A 16,707-nucleotide genomic window follows, 5' to 3' on the forward strand; every position below is an offset into this window, starting at 1 on the left:
AGGCGCAGGCGCTGCTCGGCAGCGCGCGCGCCGCCGAGGCGCCGACCCTCGGCGTACAGGCCGCGACCACGCGCGAACGCACCGTCACGCCCAAGCCGGGCCTGCGCGATGCCGATACGTTGGGACTCAGCGCCAGCTGGGAGCCGGACTTCTGGGGCCGGGTCCGGCGCAGCGTCGAACAGGCCGGCGACAACGCCCAGGCCAGCGCCGCCGACCTGGCGCAGGCGCGGCTGTCGCTGCAGGCCGCGGTCGTGGCGGATTACCTGCAGTTGCGCTTCGACGACCAGACCCTGGCGTTGTACCAGCGCACCCTGGCCGGGTACCGGGACGCGCTGCGCCTGACCCAGGCGCGGGTGCGCGCCGGCGTCGCCAGCGACGCCGACGTGGCCGCAGCCGAGGCCACTCTGCACAGCACCGAAGCGGCGTCGACCGACCTGGCGCTGTCGCGGCGGCAACTGGACCACGCCCTGGCGGTGCTGCTCGGCCACACCCCCGCCGAATTCTCGCTGGCGGCCAGCGATGCACCGCTGCCGGCGCTGCCGCCGACCCCGCAAGCGCTGCCCTCGGTGCTGCTGCAGCGGCGCCCGGACATCGCCGGCGCCGAACGGCGCGTGGCCGCGGCCAACGCCGGTATCGGCATCGCCGTAGCGGCGTGGTTCCCGACCCTGTCGCTGAGCGCCAGTGGCGGCTACGACGGCGCCGGGCTGGCTTCGCTGCTGAGCGTGCCGAACCGGGTCTGGGCGGTGGGCGCGGCGCTGGCCGGCACGCTGTTCGACGGCGGCGCCCGCCACGCGCAACGCGCGCAGGCGCAAGCCAGCTTCGATGCGGCGGCGGCCAGCTACCGGCAAACCGTGTTGAGCGCGTTCCAGGGCGTGGAGGATCAACTCGCCGCCACGCGCGAACTGGCGCGCGAGGCGCAGCAACAGCGCAGCGCCGCCGACGCCGCGCAGCAGGCCGAGCGCGTGCTGATGGACCAGTACCGCGCCGGCACCGCCCTGTACAGCGCGGTGATCGCCGCCCAGGCCAATGCGCTGGACGCGCAACGCAGCTTGCTGCAGGTGCAATCGCGCCAGTTCGGCGCCCAGGTCGCGCTGCTGGTCGCGCTGGGCGGCGACTGGGACAGCGCCCGTCTACCCGCCGTGCGCGGCGCCTCGCCGGGCGCCACGCCGGCTCCTGTCGTCCCGGAGTAACCCATGTCCATCGCCGCTCCCACCCGCCCCGCCGATCCGCCAGCGCGCCATGCCGTGCCGCGGCGACGCTGGCCGTTCGTCGTCGCCGCGTTGCTGGTCGCGCTGCTGCTGGTGCTGTGGCTGCGCCCCCGCCACGCACCGGCCGCGGCCACGCCGCCGGTGCCGGTGACCAGTGCGCCGGTGCTGCGCAAGGACGTGCCGATCCGCCAGACCGGGATCGGCACCGTGCTGCCGATCGCCTCGGTGGCCGTGCACTCGCGCATCGACGGGCAACTGATCGACGTGGGCTTCGGCGAGGGCCAGGACGTCAGGGCCGGGCAGGTGCTGGCGCGGCTGGATCCGCGCACCTACCAGGCGCAACTGGCCGCGGCCACCGCGCAACTGGCCAAGGACAAGGCGCAGTTGGGCAATGCGCAGGCCGACCTGCAGCGCTACACGCAACTGCTGCAGGACAACGCCACCACCCGCCAGACCCTGGACACGCAGAAGGCGCTGGTGACGCAACTGCGCGCCACCCTGCAGAGCGACCAGGCGGCGATCGACAGCGCGCGGGTGCAACTGGACTTCACCACCATCCGCGCGCCGATCAACGGCCGCGCCGGCGCGCGCCTGGTCGATCCAGGCAACATCGTCCACGCCAGCGATGCCGGCGGCCTGGTGGTGCTGAACCAGATCGACCCGATCGCGGTGCAGTTCACCCTGCCGGAAAGCGCGTTCCAGCAGATCAACGGCGCGCTGCATGCCGCGCCGTCGAGCGTGGGCGTGGATGCCGTCGACCACGGCAGCGGACAGGTGCTGGCGCATGGCACGCTCGCCCTGCTCAACAACCAGATCGACACCAGCACCGGCACCATCGCGATGAAGGCGCACTTCACCAACGCCGCGCACACGCTGTGGCCGGGACAGACGGTGGATGCACGCATCACCCTGGGCATGCGCGCCGCCGCGCTGGTGGTGCCGAGCGCGGCGGTGCAGCGCAGCCAGGACGGCGAGTTCGTGTACGTGGTCGGCAGCGACGGCAGCGTGCGCGACCAGCCGGTGCAGGTGCTGGACGAGGCCGATGGCGAAACGGTGATCGGCCAAGGCCTGCAGGCCGGCCAACGGGTGGTGGTGGATGGGCAGTACCGGCTGCATCCCGGAGCGAAGGTGGTCGAAGCCAAGCCTGCCAGGCACACCAAACCGGCCACGGCGGGAGCGCACGCGTGAGCGTCTCGGCCGCCTTCATCAAGCGCCCGATCGGCACCTCGCTGCTTGCCATGGCGCTGCTGTTGCTGGGCCTGGTGGCCTGGCCGCTGCTGCCGGTGGCGCCGCTGCCGCAGGTCGACTTCCCCACCATCCAGGTCTCGGCCAGCCTGCCCGGCGCCAGCCCGCAGACCATGGCCTCGAACGTGGCGCAGCCGCTGGAGCGGCAGCTGTCGTTGATCCCGGGCCTGAGCCAGATGACCTCGACCAGCGCGCTCGGCTCGACCCAGGTGACGTTGCAGTTCGACCTGGACCGCAACATCGACGCCGCCGCGCTCGACGTGCAGACCGCGATCAACGCCGCGTCCGGGCAGTTGCCGAGTGCGCTGCCGAGCGCGCCGAGCTTCCGCAAGATCAACCCGGCCGAATCGCCGGCGCTGATCCTGGCGGTGCAGTCGCGGGTGCTGCCGCTGACCCAGGTCAACGACTACGCCGACAACGTGCTGGCGCAGCAGATCTCGCGCATCTCCGGCGTGGGCCTGGTCAACCTGTACGGCGCGCAGAAGCCGGCGGTCCGCGTACAGGTGGACCCGGCCAAGCTGGCGGCGCTGGGGCTGAGCCTGGAGGACATCCGCGCGGTGATCGCCACCACCACGGTGAACGCGGCCACCGGCTCGATCGACGGCGCACGCCAGGCCTTCACCGTCTCCACCAACGACCAATTGCTGCAGAGCCAGGCCTGGAACGACGCGGTGCTGGCCTGGCGCAACGGCGCGACGATCCGCGTGCGCGACGTCGGCACCGCGGTGGACGGGCCGGAGAACGCCAAGATCGCCGCCTGGGGCTTCGCCGGCGCCGCCGCGCCGGCCGACAGCGGCATCGTCAACGGCCGCGCGATCATGATCGCCATCACCAAGCAGCCCGGCGCCAACGTCATCGACACGGTGGAACAGGTCAAGGCCGCACTGCCCAAACTGATGGCGTCGATCCCGCCCAGCGTCAGCGTCAAGATCCTCGCCGACCGCACGCAGAACATCCGCGCCTCGGTGCGGGACGTGGAGTTCACCCTGCTGCTGTCGATCGTGCTGGTGGTGGCGGTGATCTTCGTGTTCCTGCGCAGCGCGGTGGTCACCCTGATCCCGAGCTTGACCGTGCCGCTGGCGATCCTCGGCACCGCGGCGCTGATGTACGTGCTCGGCTACAGCCTGGACAACCTATCGCTGATGGGCCTGACCATCGCGGTCGGCTTCGTGGTCGACGACGCCATCGTGATGCTGGAGAACATCTACCGGCACATCGAGGACGGCATGGCGCCGCTGCAGGCGGCACTGCAGGGCGCGGCCGAGATCGGCTTCACCCTGGTCTCGATCTCGGTGTCGCTGGTGGCGGTGTTCATCCCGCTGCTGCTGATGGGCGGCATCGTCGGCCGCCTGTTCCGCGAGTTCGCGGTGACGGTGAGCCTGACCATCCTGGTGTCGCTGCTGGTGTCGCTGACGCTGACCCCGATGCTGTGCGCGCGCCTGCTCAAGCCGCACGCCGAGCAGGCGCAGGGGCGCCTGGCGCGCGCGTTCGAGCGCGGCTTCGAGGCGATGCTGGCGGCGTACCGGCGCGGCCTGGAGACGGTGCTGCGGCACCCGCGGCTGACCCTGGCCAGCTTCCTGCTGACCGTGGCCACCAGCGTTGCGCTGTTCGTGGTGATGCCCAAGGGCTTCTTCCCGCAGCAGGACACCGGCTTCATCTCCGGCACCGCCGATTCGGCGCAGGACTCGTCCTCGGCGGCGATGCGCACCCGCATGCTGCAACTGGCCGACATCATCCGCCGCGATCCGGACGTGCTGTCCTTCGGCATGCAGACCGGCGCCAGCACCTTCAACTCCGGCACCTTCTCGATCGCGCTCAAACCCAAGGACGCAGGACGCACCGCCAGCGCCGACCAGGTGATCGCGCGGCTGCGCAAGCGCCTGGCGCACGTGCAGGGCGTCACCCTGTTCATGCAGGCCGGGCAGGACATCAACGTCGGCGGCCGCCTGGCCCGCACCCAGTACCAGTACACCCTCACAGACGCGAATCTCGACGAACTCAACACATGGGCGCCGCAGCTGCTGAAGGCGTTCCGGGCGCTGCCGCAACTGACCGACGTGGCCTCCGACCAGCAGAACGCCGCGCCGATCGCCAGCCTGACCATCGACCGCCAGCGCGCGGCCAGCTTCGGCATCACCCCGCAGCAGATCGACGCGACCATCAACGACGCCATCGGCCAGCGCCAGGTCGCGCAGTACTTCACCCAGCTCAACAGCTACCACGTGGTGCTGGAAGTGACGCCGGCGCTGCAGGGCGATCCGTCGCTGTTCCAGCGGCTGTACCTGACCTCGCCGTTGACCGGCAAGCAGGTGCCGCTATCCACCTTCGCCACGCTCGACACCAGCAAGACCGGCTACCTGTCGGTGAGCCACCAGGGCCAGTTCCCGGCGGTGACCATCTCCTTCAACCTGGCGCCAGGGGCGGCGCTGGGCGATGCGGTGGACGCGATCGGCAAGGCGCAGGCGCAACTGCGGGTGCCGGCCACGCTCAGCGGCAGCTTCCAGGGCACCGCGCAGGCGTTCAGCGCCTCGCTGCGCACCCAGCCGTATTTGATCCTGGCGGCGCTGATCGCGGTCTACATCGTGCTCGGGCTGCTCTACGAGAGCTACATCCACCCGCTGACCATCCTCTCCACCCTGCCCTCGGCCGGCGTCGGCGCGCTGCTGATCCTGATGGCCGGCGGCTACGACTTGAGCGTGATCGCGATGATCGGCATCATCCTGCTGATCGGCATCGTCAAGAAGAACGGGATCATGATGGTGGACTTCGCCCTGCATGCCGAACGCGAACGCGGGCTGTCCTCGCGCGATGCGATCTTCGAGGCCTGCCTGATGCGCTTCCGGCCGATCATGATGACCACCCTGTGTGCGCTGCTCGGCGGCCTGCCGCTGATGCTCAGCCACGGCGCCGGGTCGGAGCTGCGCCGGCCGCTGGGCTATGCGATGGTCGGCGGGTTGCTGCTGTCGCAACTGCTGACCCTGTTCAGCACGCCGATCGTGTACCTGTACCTGGACCGCCTGCACGGCTGGTACCTGCAGCGGCGCCAGGCGCGCCGCGCACGCACCGCCGCGCCGGAGGCGCTGCAGCCATGAAGGTGCTGATCGTCGAGGACGAGCGCAAGACCGCCGACTACCTGCAGCAGGGGCTGAGCGAACAGGGCTGCACGGTCGACGTGGCCTACGACGGCATCGACGGCCAGCACCTGGCCCTGCACTACGACTTCGACGTGATCGTGCTCGACGCGATGCTGCCGGGCCTGGACGGCTTCGCCATCCTGCGCTCGCTGCGTTCGGTGAAGAGCACACCGGTGATCATGCTGACCGCGCGCGACAGCGTGGAGGACCGGGTCAAGGGCCTGCGCGAGGGCGCCGACGACTATCTGATCAAGCCGTTCTCCTTCATCGAACTGCTGGCGCGGCTGCAGGTGCTGGCGCGCCGCGGTCGCGCCCAGGAAAGCACGCTGCTGCGGGTGGGCGACCTGCAGATCGACATGATCAGCCGCAAGGCCGTGCGCGGCCGGCAGCGGCTGGACCTGACCGCCAAGGAGTTCGCGCTGCTGGCGACGCTGGCCCGGCACCAGGGCGAGATCCTGTCCAAGACCGCGATCGCGGAGATGGTCTGGGACATGAACTTCGACAGCAACACCAACGTGGTGGAAGTGGCGATCAAGCGCCTGCGCGCCAAGATCGACGTGCCGTTCGACGCGCCGCTGCTGCACACCGTGCGCGGCATGGGCTATGTGCTGGAAGAACGCGAGGACACGGCCGGATGAGCGCGCCGGCGCGGCCTTCGATCGCGCTGCGCCTGGCCGGCCTGTTCGCGGCCACCGCGCTGCTCGGCTTCGCCCTGATCGGGCTGGTGCTGCACCAGGTGCTGGAGCACGAGCTGCGCCGCCACCAGCGCGAGGAACTGCGCTCGCGCATGGACGCGGTGCAGTACATGCTGGTCAACAGCCGCTCGCCGGACCTGGCCGCGCATGCGCATACGCGCCTGGCCAGCGTCTCCAGCGCGCCGGACCTGCGCTTCTGGCTGTGGAGCGCCGATCCCGCGTTCCGCTACGGGCGCGGCGCCGAGGCGATGGCGGCGGCCACGCGCGGCCGCAGCGGCCTGGTGCGCATCGGAGATCCGCAGGCGCTGGGCATCGCCGACGCGCATCCGCAGGCCTGGCAGGCCATCGGCCAGGCGCTGCCGGCCACGCCGGTACGGCCGCCGGTACAACTGATCGCGGCGATGGACAGCGCGCCGTTCGCGCTCACTCGGCGCCGTTTCGACATCGCCCTGGCGCTGGTCACCCTGGCCGGCACCGCGCTGGTCGGCGCGCTGGGCTACTGGACCGCCAAGCTCGGCCTGCGCCCCGTGCAACGGCTGTCGGCCGACGCCCAGCGCATCGGCCCGCACGACCGCCGGCGCCTGGACCTGCCGCGGCTGCCGCGCGAACTGGAGGATCTGGGCGCCTCGTTGAACGCGGCGTTCGACCGGCTCGACGCCGCCTACGCGCAGCAGGAAAGCTTCAATGCCGATGTCGCCCACGAACTGCGCACGCCGCTGGCCAGCCTGATCGGCCAGACCCAGGTGGCGCTGACACGGCACCGCGATGCCGAGCAACTGCGCCAGGTGCTGCAGTCGAACCTGGAGGAACTGGAGCGGCTACGCGCGATCGTCGCCGACATGCTGTTCCTGGCGCGCGCCGAACAGGGCCAGCGCGCGCGCCAGTGCGAGGATGCGTCGCTGGCCGAGGAAGTCGGCAAGACCGTCGAGTTCTTCGAGGTGCTGCTGGACGAGGCCGGCCTGCGCGTGGAAGTGCGCGGCGATGTGGTGGCGCAGGTCGAGAAGTCGCTGCTGCGGCGCGCGCTGTCCAACCTGCTGCACAACGCCATCCAGCATTCGGCCGGCACCGCGCCGATCGTGGTGGAGATCGCGCAGCGCGGCGGCGAAGCGTTGATCGCCTTCTCCAACCCCAGCGTGGCGCTGGCACCGGAGCATCTGCAGCGCCTGTTCGATCGCTTCTACCGCGGCGACGCCGCCCGCGCCAACAGTCGCGAAAGCCACGGCCTGGGATTGGCGATCGTCAAGGCGGTGGCGAGCATGCACGGCGGGCGCGTGTTCGCACAGCACCGCGACGGCATCACCACGATCGGTTTTTCGGTGGCGCTGGACGGCGCCGCTGCCGCGCCGCCGGCGAACGCTGCACTGCGCTGGTGACGCACGCGCGGCGCGGCGCCACCACGCCGCCTGTGGATGCCGGCGACGCCGGGAAGCCTCTCAGCACGGAAGCCTCCCGGTAGGAGCAGCTTCAGCCGCGACGGGCGTTACCGGGAGTGCCCCGTCGCGGCTGAAGCCGCTCCTACGAGGGGAACGACGTGTCGCGTTGAGCTGCGGCAACACCAAGTGATGAGAGGCGCTCGTCAGCCGCCACTCAAGCCGCCAGCGCGCGCGCCTGCAATGCCGGCAATTCATGCGCGGTGACGAAGCGGCCCTTGGCATCGCGCTGCAGTTGCGCCAGCGCGCAGTCCGGATCGTGGGTGAAGAACAGACGCACGGCGCGCGCCAGTGCGTCCTCCAGGAACGCACGCTTCTCGTCGATCAGCAGTTCGGCGTTGCGGTCGTAGCCCATGGTGATCGGCACGTGCAACCAGGAGCGGCCCGGGATCAGGTCGGCGCAGAACGCCACCCCGCCGTGCGCCTGGCCGTCCTCGCCGTGGCCGGGGCCGACGATCTCAGCCAGCATCAGCCCCGGCGTGTGGCCGTCGCTGAAGCGGAACCGCACCGCCTCGCCGAGCGCGCGCGAATGCTCGCCCTCGACCAGTTCCAGGCGTCCGCTAGCTTCGAGCAGGCCCGGCAGTTCGGGAATGAAGCTGGCACGGTCGCGCGGATGCGGTTGCAGCGCGCGCTGCCAGTGCGCCGCGCCGACCAGGAACTGCGCGTTGGGGAACAGCAGTTGCGGCGCAACGCCCTCGAGGTACGGCGCCAGTAGGCCGCCTGCGTGATCGAAGTGCAGGTGGCTCAGCACCACCACGTCGATGTCGGTGTGGGCGAAGCCGGCGGCCTGCAGCGAATCCAGCAGCACGTGCCGCGCCTCCTGTACGCCGTAGCGCTCGCGCAGCGCCGGCGGAAAGAACGCGCCGATGCCGGTCTCGAACAACACCGTCTTGCCGGCCAGCGGGCTGGCCAGCAGCGCGCGGCAGGCCAGCGCGATGCGGTTGCCGTCGTCGGGTGCGGCCCACTGCTGCCACATCGCCTTGGGCGCGTTGCCGAACATCGCCCCGCCGTCGAGTTTCTGCGAGTTGCCTTGGATGGACCAGAGTTTCATGGGCGGGGATTCGGAAGTCGGGATCGGGGATTCGGAAAAGCGCGTCAGGGCGCCGGAGCGGCCAGCAGAATCTCGGCGCTGCCGACCTCGTTGCGCGGGTCGCTGCCGCCGCTGAGCACGTTGCGGCGCTTGTCCCATTCCACCGTCTGCAGGTTGCCCCAGACGTGGCTGGAGCCGTGACCCTCCTCGGCCGTGTCGCCGGGCAGCTTGAGCGTATGCCCCATCGCTTCCAGGCCCTTCGCCGTGGCCGCGTCGAAGGTGCCGGTCTCGGCTTCGATCACGTCCGGCAGCCATTGGTGGTGGTAACGCGGCAGCGCGGCGACCTGCTGTGCGCTGAGGCCGTCGTCATAGCCGAGGATGCCGAGCAGCACCATGGTGATGATGCGGCTGCCGCCCGGGGTGCCGAGCACGATGGCCTTGTCCGCGTTTTCCATGAAGGTGGGCGACATCGAGCTGAGCGGGCGCTTGCCCGGCTTGGGCGCGTTGGCCGCGTAGCCCATCACCCCGAACGCATTGGGCGTGCCCGGACGCAGCGCGAAATCGTCCATCTCGTTGTTGAGCAGCACGCCGGTGCCCTTGGGGATCAGGCCGGAGCCGTACAGCAGGTTGACCGTCTGGGTGGCGCCGACGCGGTTGCCTTCGCCATCGATGATGGAGAAATGCGTGGTCTCGTCGTCTTCCAGCGGGGTCGGCTGGCCCGACAGCAGGTCGCTGGGCGTGGCCTTGTCCGGGTTGATGGTCGAGCGCAGGCCCACCGCATAGTCCTTGCTGAGCAGGATGCGCTGCGGCACGTGGGTGAAATCCGGATCGCCCAGGAAGAAGGTGCGGTCGCGGTAGGCGCGGCGCATCGCTTCCACGGTCAGGTGCACGCGGTGCACCGGGTCCATCGCCTTGAGGTCGTAGCCCTCCAGGATCTGCAGCATGCTGGCCAGGGCGATGCCGCCGGAGGACGGCGGCGGCGCGGTGGTGATGGTCCAGCCCTTGTAGTCGAAGCGGATCGGCGTGCGTTCCTTGACCGTGTAGCCGGCCAGTTCCTGCGCGGTCCAGCGCCCGCCGGCCTGCTTGACTCCGGCCAGCAGCTTCTTGGCGGTGGCGCCGCGGTAGAAGCCGTCGAAGCCCTTGTCGGCCAGCAACTGCAGCGTGTTGGCCAGTTCCGGCTGCTTGAACACGTCGCCCTCGGCGATCGGGCGGCCGTTGCGCAGGTAGACCTCGCGGGTGCCGGGATAGCGCTCCATCACCTTGCGCCGCGACTGGTAGCCCTCGGCCATGCGTGCGTACACCGGGAAGCCGTCGCGGGCGATGCGGATCGCCGGCGCCAGCGACTGCCGCAGCGGCAGCCGGCCGTGCTTGGTCGCCAGTTCCACCAGCGCCGCCGGCAGCCCGGGGATGCCGGCCGACCACGGGCCGTTGATCGAGCGGTCGCGGTCCAGTTCGCCCTTGGCGTCCAGGAACGCGGCCGGCGTCGCCGATTCCGGCGCGGTCTCGCGCGCGTCCAGCATCACGTCCTTGCCGGTCCTGGCGTCGTGCAGCAGGAAGAAGCCGCCGCCGCCGAGGCCGGAACTGATCGGTTCGACCACCGACAGCGTCGAGGACACCGCCACCGCGGCGTCGAAGGCATTGCCGCCCTCGCGCAGGATCTGCAGGCCGGCCTCGGTGGCCAGGCGGTGGCCGCTGGCGATCGCGGCGCCAGGCGGATGCGCGGCCGGGGCGGTGGCGGTCGCCTCGGCGACAGGCGCCTCGGCCCACGCCGACGGCGTCAGGACCAGGGCGAGCAGCAGGACACGGCGGACGAGGCTTCTCATGCGGCGGGGGGCTCCTGTGGGTACAACTCGGGGTGGTCGCGCTGCAGGCGTTGCAGCTTGGCCAGCAATTGCGCGTGGGTCTCCGGGATGGCCGGGTCCGGGTCGATGCACTCCACCGGGCACACCACCACGCACTGCGGCTCGTCGAAATGGCCGACGCATTCGGTACAGCGGGCCGGGTCGATCACGTAGATCGTCTCGCCCATGGCGATGGCCTGGTTCGGGCAGGCCGGCTCGCAGACGTCGCAGTTGACGCAGAGCTCGTTGATCTTGAGGGACATGTGGCGCACTTCGGCACTGACCGGTGCAGTTTACCGGATCGGGGCGGGACGGCCCCGCGAAGGCGGCGCCACGGCGCGGAACGCTGTATCGCCGCCGCGCCGGAACCGGTTGCGCGACAAGCCTGTCGCGATTGACGCCGGCGTTGGCCGCGCCTAGAGTCGCCGCGTCGAAAATGGCTGGCCTGGTCTCGGTAGGCCCAGGCCCTTCTCCGCGCTGGCGGAGAGGCTCTGTTCGCGCCGTGCTGCGCGATTCCCCGACAGTCCCCGTGTCCATCGTCCCGGGGTCTGTCCGTGGGCCGCCTTCGACCGGGCTAGCTGCGGCGGATCCCTCCAGCAGGAGCCAACCCATGTCCCCGATTCCGCTTTCCGGCCCCCTCCTCGTCTCTCTCGGCAACGGTGTGCAGGGCGGTGCCGTGGTCCGCGCCGCACGCCGGCACGGGCTCGCCGTCCGCGCCCTTGTCCGTGTCGGCGCTCCCACCGCGGCGCTGCATGCACTGGGCGCGGAGGTGGTCGAAACCGACCTGGACGATGCCACCGCCGTGCACGCGGCCAGCCGCGGCGTCGCCCACGCGGTGCTGCAATTTCCCGCCGGCCCCGGCGAGACGACGCTGGCCCGGGCCCGGCTTGCGCTGGAGGCCGCGCGCGCGGCGCGACTGCATTCGCTGGTGCTGAAGCTGAGCAGCGCGCCGCTGCCGGCGCCGTGCCCCGAACCCAGCCTGCGCAGCAACGCCGCGCTCGCGGCGCTGGCGCTGGCGCGCGGCGCCGGCCTGCCCTGCGCAGTCCTGTGGCCGACGCTATACCTGGACAACCTGCTGAAGCCCTCCGCGCGCACCGAGATCGTCGCGCATGGCGTGTTCGCGCCGCCGATCGCCGCCACGCAACGCATCGCCTGGACCTCGGCCGACGCCTGCGCCGAGGCCGCGCTGGCGCTGCTGCGGCACGGCGCGCACGGCGGCAGCTACCGCATCGCCGGCACCGAGAGCCTGACTGGCGCGGAACTGGTGCAGCGGCTCAGCGCCGGGCTCGGCCGCCCGGTGTGCTATCGCGCGCAATCGCTGGACGCGTTCGAGCGTGAAGTCGATGCCGCGCTGGGCGCCGGCCATGGCCGCGTGGTGGCATCGAAGTTTCGCTTCTTCGCCGAGTATCCGCAGCAGGCCGATGCGCTGCTGGCTGAGCCGCTGCAGGCACAGCCTGGACTGGAGGATTTCCAGCCTGGGTCGATCGACGACTGGATCGTCGCGCATCGGCAGGCCTTCCTGGCGTCATCCTTCGCGCCGAGCGGTCCGCCCGCCGACTAGTCCAGCGGCGGCGGCAACCGCGCGCGGCTGTGGCGGATCAGCAGGGTCTTGGCGCGAAACGGAGCCAATTTGGCCAGCAGCAGCGCGCGCTCCTGGCTGTAGTAGTCGCTGCTCCAGTCCAGCATCCGCGGCAGCCGTGCCAGGGTCGGCCGGTAGGCGGCGGCCTCCAGGCCCAGCCATTGCCGACCCAGCCGCAGCACGATCTGCAGGGTGGTGCGCCAGGGGGCCGCATCGATCACCACGATGTGGTCGGCACGCGCGATCGCCGCGTCGGCCCATTTGAATTGCACGCCTTCGACGATCCAGCGCTCGCCCTCGACGATGCGCTGCAGCAGCGGCAGCTTCTCCTCGAGCGGGCGACGCACGGCGCCCTCGGGGTGGCGGACCCAGTGCAGATCGTCCAACGCATGGCAGGCAATGCCGTGACGGCGGCCGAGCCGGCGCGCCAGGGTGGTCTTGCCGGCGCCGGTGGGGCCGGTGATGAAGATCCGCATCGCCTGTGCCTGCCTGGAACCGCGGAACTGCGCGACGGCACCCGGCACGTCCGCGCAACGCGGCCGCCCGTTGCGGGCGGCGCGGGATGGCGGGACCGGCGCGCATCGGCGCGCCGGCCCGCGCGGGGCTTACTTTGCTTCGACGAAGATGTAGTCGGCGCCGGTCGGCTTGACCACGGCCTCGACGCGGGCGTTGTCGGCCGGAGCGCCGATGTAGACCACGCGCACGCCCTTCATGCTGTTCGGCTCGACCTTGGCGAACGCCGCGGCGATCAGGTCGGCCATCTTGGCCGAGGCCGAGGAGCCGAACGCCAGCATGTTGCCCGGCTGGATGCCGCGGCCGATGGCGGTGGTGGCGCTTTCGACCTGGCGCTCGTACTTGGCCTGGAACTCCGGATCCGATTCCGGCGGCAGGTAGTACAGGAACGGGCTGTTGGTGACGGTGCCCATGTTCTGGATCGCCACTTCCTGCAGGTACTTCTTCCAGCCGGCGTCGTCGTCCTTGGCCGGGGCGGTCAGCGCGGGCTGCGCGTTGGCGGCCGGCTTGGCGGCCTCTTCCTTCTTGCAGGCGGTGAAGCCCAGGGCCAGCGAAGCGATCAGCAACGCGCGTGCGGTGGTGTTCATGGAACGGCTCCCTCTGTGTCGTCAGTGAATGGTGGACGGCTCAGCGCTGCGCGGCGGCCTGGCGGGCCTGGACCAGCGCCTGCACCACCGACGGCGGCACGAAGCCGGAGACGTCCCCGCCCAGGCGCGCGATCTCGCGCACCAACGAGGACGAAATGAAGCTGTGTTGCTCGGCCGGGGTGAGGAACAGCGTCTCCACCTCCGGGATCAGATGCCGGTTCATGCTCGCCATCTGGAACTCGTATTCGAAATCGGACACCGCGCGCAGGCCGCGCAGCAGCACGCCGCCGCCGACCGAGCGGACGAAATGCGCCAGCAGCGTATCGAAGCCCAGCACTTCCACGTTGCGGTGCCCGGCCAGCGCCTCGCGGGCCAGCGACACGCGCAGTTCCAGCGGCAGCGTCGGCCCCTTGGACGGGCTCTGCGCCACGCCCACGATCACCCGCTCGAACAGCGGCGCGGCACGGTTGACCAGATCGATATGGCCGTTGGTGATCGGATCGAAGGTGCCGGGATAGACGGCGATGCGGCTATGGGCCACGGTCATGCGTCGGGTACCGCGTGAAGGTCGCCGGGAAGTGTAGCAGCGGTGCGCCGGTACAGGGCAGCGCGCACCTCGCGGCTGCCGCCCTCGCGGTACAGCGCCCAGGCCGCGGGCGGCACCGGTGCCTGCCCGGCCGGCGATTCCAGGTACAGCCAGGCCTCGGCCGCCAGCCGCGCCGGCAGGCGTTGCAGTACCGCGTTCCACAGCCCGGCGGCGAACGGCGGGTCGACGAAGGCGATGTCCGCGGGGGCATCGGCCGGCGCCTCGGCCAGCCAGCGCAGCGCATCGCCCTGCACCACCTGCACCTGGTCCTGCGCCTGCAGCCGCGCGACCGTGGCGCGCAACTGCGCCGCCTGGCCCGGATCGCGCTCGACCAGCACCGCAGCGGCCGCGCCGCGCGACACCGCGTCCAGGCCCAGCGCGCCACTGCCGGCGAACAGGTCCAGCACCCGCGCCCCGGGCAGCACCGGCTGCATCCAGTTGAACAGGGTCTCGCGGACCCGGTCGGAGGTGGGGCGCAACCCGGCCAAGTCCGGCACCGGCAGCCGCGTGTTGCGCCAGCGCCCGCCGATGATCCGCACCTGGCCGCCGCCGGGACGGCTCATCGGCGGCCTCGCAGCGGCCGGGACAGGCAGGACGGGAAACGCAGGAACGGCATGGGCGGCGGGCAGTGGGCGGCGCGGAAACGGGGTCCGGATCATAGACCAGCGCGGTGTCGCGCGTATGCGCCGCGCGGCGCTTGAAGCCGGCCGCGACCGCCACCATGTCGGCCGGCAGAGCCGCGCCCTCCTCCGCGCGGCCGCCCATCCTTCATGGAGCACCTACCGATGAGCGTGGAAACCCAAAAAGAAACCCTGGGCTTTCAGACCGAGGTCAAGCAGCTGCTGCAGCTGATGATCCATTCGTTGTATTCCAACAAGGAGATCTTCCTGCGCGAGCTGATCTCCAATGCCTCCGACGCGGCCGACAAGCTGCGCTTCGAGGCACTGGTCAAGCCGGAGCTGCTGGACGGCGACGCGCAACTGCGCATCCGCATCGGCTTCGACAAGGACGCCGGCACCGTCACCATCGACGACAACGGCATCGGCATGAGCCGCGAGGAGATCGTGGCGCACCTGGGCACCATCGCCAAGTCCGGCACCTCCGAGTTCCTCAAGCACCTGTCCGGCGACCAGAAGAAGGATTCACACCTGATCGGCCAGTTCGGCGTGGGCTTCTACAGCGCCTTCATCGTCGCCGACCAGGTCGACGTGTACAGCCGCCGCGCCGGCCTGCCGGCCAGCGAAGGCGTGCACTGGTCCTCGCGCGGCGAAGGCGAGTTCGAGGTCGCCACCATCGAGAAGGCCGAGCGCGGCACCCGCATCGTGCTGCACCTGAAGGACGACGAGAAGGACTTTGCCGACGGCTGGAAGCTGCGCGGCATCGTGCGCAAGTATTCCGACCACATCGCCCTGCCGATCGAACTGCCCAAGGAACATTACGGCGAGGACAAGGACAAGCCGGAAACCCCGGAATGGGAGACCGTCAACCGCGCCAGCGCGCTGTGGACGCGGCCGCGCACCGAGATCAAGGACGAGGAATACCAGGAGCTGTACAAGCACATCGCCCACGACCACGAGAACCCGGTGGCGTGGAGCCACAACAAGGTCGAGGGCAAGCTCGAGTACACCTCGCTGCTGTACGTGCCCGGCCGCGCCCCGTTCGACCTGTACCAGCGCGACGCCTCGCGCGGGCTCAAGCTGTACGTGCAGCGCGTCTTCATCATGGATCAGGCCGAGCAGTTCCTGCCACTGTACCTGCGCTTCATCAAGGGCATCGTCGATTCCAGCGACCTGCCGCTAAATGTCTCGCGCGAGATCCTGCAGTCCGGCCCGGTGATCGACTCGATGAAGTCGGCGCTGACCAAGCGCGCCCTGGACATGCTGGAGAAACTTGCCAAGGACGATGCCGAGCGCTACCAGGCAGTGTGGAAGAACTTCGGCCAGGTGCTGAAGGAAGGCCCGGCCGAGGACTTCGGCAACCGCGAGAAGATCGCCGGCCTGCTGCGCTTCGCCTCCACCCATGGCAGCGACGGCGCGCAGACCGTGTCGCTGGCCGACTACGTGGCGCGGATGCAGGAAGGCCAGGACAAGCTGTACTACCTGACCGGCGAGAGCTACGCGCAGATCAAGGACAGCCCGCACCTGGAAGTGTTCCGCAAGAAGGGCATCGAAGTGCTGCTGCTCACCGATCGCATCGACGAGTGGCTGATGAGCTACCTGACCGAGTTCGACGGCAAGTCCTTCGTCGACGTGGCGCGCGGCGACCTGGACCTGGGCAAGCTCGACAGCGAGGAAGAGAAGCAGGCCAAGGAAGAGGCGGCCAAGGCCAAGCAGGGCCTGGTCGAGCGCATCCAGAATGTGCTCAAGGACGAGGTCTCCGAGGTGCGCGTCTCGCACCGCCTGACCGACTCCCCGGCGATCCTGGCCATCGGCCAGGGCGACCTGGGCCTGCAGATGCGGCAGATCCTGGAAGCCAGCGGCCAGAAGCTGCCCGAGAGCAAGCCGGTGTTCGAGTTCAACCCGGCGCACCCGCTGATCGAGAAGCTGGATGCGGAAGCCGACGGCGAACGCTTCGGCGACCTGGCGAAGGTACTGTTCGATCAGGCGGCGCTGGCGGCTGGCGACAGCCTGAAGGATCCGGCGGCGTATGTGCGTCGGCTCAACAAGTTGTTGTTGGAGTTGTCGGTGTAAGCCTTGATTGCGAAATGTGTGTGAGAACGAAGCCGGCGACTTGCCGGCTTCGCTTTTTCTGGATCGTGCGTAAGCGAACGGGGATCGCGAGGCAGATTGGCCGGGAGACCACCTCGCCGGCGAAAAACTTGCAGTACGGGTGATCCATCCAGCGGTCGTATAAAACCGA

General features: G+C 70.3%; 13 protein-coding genes and 1 pseudogene. 7 read left to right on the forward strand and 7 right to left on the reverse strand.

Features of this window, described 5'->3' with window-relative positions; genetic code table 11:
- Positions 1-8 precede the first annotated feature (8 nt).
- The 5 genes and pseudogenes from ACP93_RS03670 to ACP93_RS03690 all read left to right on the forward strand — a co-directional run.
- Positions 9-1,190 (forward strand): annotated as a pseudogene (locus ACP93_RS03670) (efflux transporter outer membrane subunit); the annotation flags it as partial.
- 3 nt (positions 1,191-1,193) lie between these two features.
- Positions 1,194-2,396, forward strand: a complete 1,203-nt coding sequence (locus ACP93_RS03675) for an efflux RND transporter periplasmic adaptor subunit (RefSeq protein WP_048489431.1) — start codon at positions 1,194-1,196, stop codon at positions 2,394-2,396.
- Positions 2,393-5,545: an efflux RND transporter permease subunit gene (locus ACP93_RS03680; protein ID WP_048489432.1), complete on the forward strand. Its 3,153-nt coding sequence runs from the start codon at positions 2,393-2,395 to the stop codon at positions 5,543-5,545. The genes ACP93_RS03675 and ACP93_RS03680 overlap by 4 nt, the downstream gene beginning before the upstream one ends.
- Positions 5,542-6,225, forward strand: a complete 684-nt coding sequence (locus ACP93_RS03685; protein WP_048489433.1) for a heavy metal response regulator transcription factor — start codon at positions 5,542-5,544, stop codon at positions 6,223-6,225. The genes ACP93_RS03680 and ACP93_RS03685 overlap by 4 nt, the downstream gene beginning before the upstream one ends.
- Positions 6,222-7,655, forward strand: coding sequence for a heavy metal sensor histidine kinase (locus ACP93_RS03690; RefSeq protein ID WP_048489434.1), 1,434 nt, complete (start codon positions 6,222-6,224; stop codon positions 7,653-7,655). Before ACP93_RS03685 ends, ACP93_RS03690 begins: the two co-directional genes overlap by 4 nt.
- Positions 7,656-7,869: 214 nt before the next feature.
- Here ACP93_RS03690 and ACP93_RS03695 read toward each other — a convergent pair whose 3' ends face one another.
- From ACP93_RS03695 to ACP93_RS03705, 3 genes are read right to left on the reverse strand one after another with little or no spacing between them, the layout of a single operon-like run.
- Positions 7,870-8,763, reverse strand: a complete 894-nt coding sequence (locus ACP93_RS03695; protein ID WP_048489435.1) for an MBL fold metallo-hydrolase — start codon at positions 8,761-8,763, stop codon at positions 7,870-7,872.
- Positions 8,764-8,807: 44 nt separating this feature from the next.
- The gene (gene ggt, locus ACP93_RS03700; protein ID WP_048489436.1) at positions 8,808-10,565 is read right to left on the reverse strand and encodes a gamma-glutamyltransferase; all 1,758 of its coding nucleotides are present in this window, start codon (positions 10,563-10,565) and stop codon (positions 8,808-8,810) included.
- Positions 10,562-10,846 carry a YfhL family 4Fe-4S dicluster ferredoxin gene (locus ACP93_RS03705; RefSeq protein ID WP_017908325.1) on the reverse strand — a complete coding sequence of 95 codons (285 nt, stop codon included), beginning with the start codon at positions 10,844-10,846 and terminating at the stop codon, positions 10,562-10,564. Before ACP93_RS03705 ends, ggt begins: the two co-directional genes overlap by 4 nt.
- Before the next feature lie 347 nt (positions 10,847-11,193).
- Between ACP93_RS03705 and ACP93_RS03710 the strand changes: the two genes are divergently transcribed.
- Complete coding sequence (locus ACP93_RS03710) at positions 11,194-12,144, forward strand: NmrA family NAD(P)-binding protein (RefSeq protein WP_204243632.1); 951 nt, start codon at positions 11,194-11,196, stop codon at positions 12,142-12,144.
- On the opposite strand, the gene ACP93_RS03715 is transcribed toward ACP93_RS03710, so the two are convergent.
- The 4 genes from ACP93_RS03715 to rsmD all read right to left on the reverse strand — a co-directional run bounded on the left by ACP93_RS03715 (position 12,141) and on the right by rsmD (position 14,411).
- On the reverse strand, positions 12,141-12,638 hold the full coding sequence (locus ACP93_RS03715) for an AAA family ATPase (RefSeq protein WP_048489437.1): 498 nt from the start codon (positions 12,636-12,638) through the stop codon (positions 12,141-12,143). The genes ACP93_RS03710 and ACP93_RS03715 overlap by 4 nt on opposite strands.
- A 129-nt stretch (positions 12,639-12,767) precedes the next feature.
- Complete coding sequence (locus ACP93_RS03720; RefSeq protein WP_048489438.1) at positions 12,768-13,262, reverse strand: hypothetical protein; 495 nt, start codon at positions 13,260-13,262, stop codon at positions 12,768-12,770.
- 40 nt (positions 13,263-13,302) lie between these two features.
- A complete protein-coding gene (gene coaD / locus ACP93_RS03725; protein WP_048489439.1) occupies positions 13,303-13,809 on the reverse strand; it encodes a pantetheine-phosphate adenylyltransferase in 507 nt (168 codons plus the stop codon).
- Positions 13,806-14,411 (reverse strand): 16S rRNA (guanine(966)-N(2))-methyltransferase RsmD, encoded by a 606-nt coding sequence (gene rsmD, locus ACP93_RS03730; RefSeq protein WP_048489440.1) that lies wholly within the window; start codon positions 14,409-14,411, stop codon positions 13,806-13,808. Before rsmD ends, coaD begins: the two co-directional genes overlap by 4 nt.
- 222 nt (positions 14,412-14,633) lie before the next feature.
- Here rsmD and htpG point away from each other — a divergent pair, with 222 nt between their 5' ends.
- Positions 14,634-16,538: a molecular chaperone HtpG gene (gene htpG, locus ACP93_RS03735; protein ID WP_048489441.1), complete on the forward strand. Its 1,905-nt coding sequence runs from the start codon at positions 14,634-14,636 to the stop codon at positions 16,536-16,538.
- Positions 16,539-16,707 lie beyond the last annotated feature (169 nt).

Source organism: Xanthomonas sp. NCPPB 1128 (genome assembly GCF_001043115.1).
Taxonomy (GTDB): domain Bacteria; phylum Pseudomonadota; class Gammaproteobacteria; order Xanthomonadales; family Xanthomonadaceae; genus Xanthomonas_A.

What these genes read in the sequence shown, in the direction of transcription:
- ACP93_RS03720 (WP_048489438.1), bottom strand. Translation starts at nt 13,262, where the DNA reads ATGAACACCACCGCACGCGCGTTGCTGATCGCTTCGCTGGCCCTGGGC.
- ACP93_RS03705 (WP_017908325.1), bottom strand. Translation starts at nt 10,846, where the DNA reads ATGTCCCTCAAGATCAACGAGCTCTGCGTCAACTGCGACGTCTGCGAG.
- ACP93_RS03710 (WP_204243632.1), top strand. Translation starts at nt 11,194, where the DNA reads ATGTCCCCGATTCCGCTTTCCGGCCCCCTCCTCGTCTCTCTCGGCAAC.
- ACP93_RS03690 (WP_048489434.1), top strand. Translation starts at nt 6,222, where the DNA reads ATGAGCGCGCCGGCGCGGCCTTCGATCGCGCTGCGCCTGGCCGGCCTG.
- htpG (WP_048489441.1), top strand. Translation starts at nt 14,634, where the DNA reads ATGAGCGTGGAAACCCAAAAAGAAACCCTGGGCTTTCAGACCGAGGTC.
- ACP93_RS03685 (WP_048489433.1), top strand. Translation starts at nt 5,542, where the DNA reads ATGAAGGTGCTGATCGTCGAGGACGAGCGCAAGACCGCCGACTACCTG.
- ACP93_RS03695 (WP_048489435.1), bottom strand. Translation starts at nt 8,763, where the DNA reads ATGAAACTCTGGTCCATCCAAGGCAACTCGCAGAAACTCGACGGCGGG.
- ACP93_RS03675 (WP_048489431.1), top strand. Translation starts at nt 1,194, where the DNA reads ATGTCCATCGCCGCTCCCACCCGCCCCGCCGATCCGCCAGCGCGCCAT.
- coaD (WP_048489439.1), bottom strand. Translation starts at nt 13,809, where the DNA reads ATGACCGTGGCCCATAGCCGCATCGCCGTCTATCCCGGCACCTTCGAT.
- rsmD (WP_048489440.1), bottom strand. Translation starts at nt 14,411, where the DNA reads ATGAGCCGTCCCGGCGGCGGCCAGGTGCGGATCATCGGCGGGCGCTGG.
- ACP93_RS03715 (WP_048489437.1), bottom strand. Translation starts at nt 12,638, where the DNA reads ATGCGGATCTTCATCACCGGCCCCACCGGCGCCGGCAAGACCACCCTG.
- ggt (WP_048489436.1), bottom strand. Translation starts at nt 10,565, where the DNA reads ATGAGAAGCCTCGTCCGCCGTGTCCTGCTGCTCGCCCTGGTCCTGACG.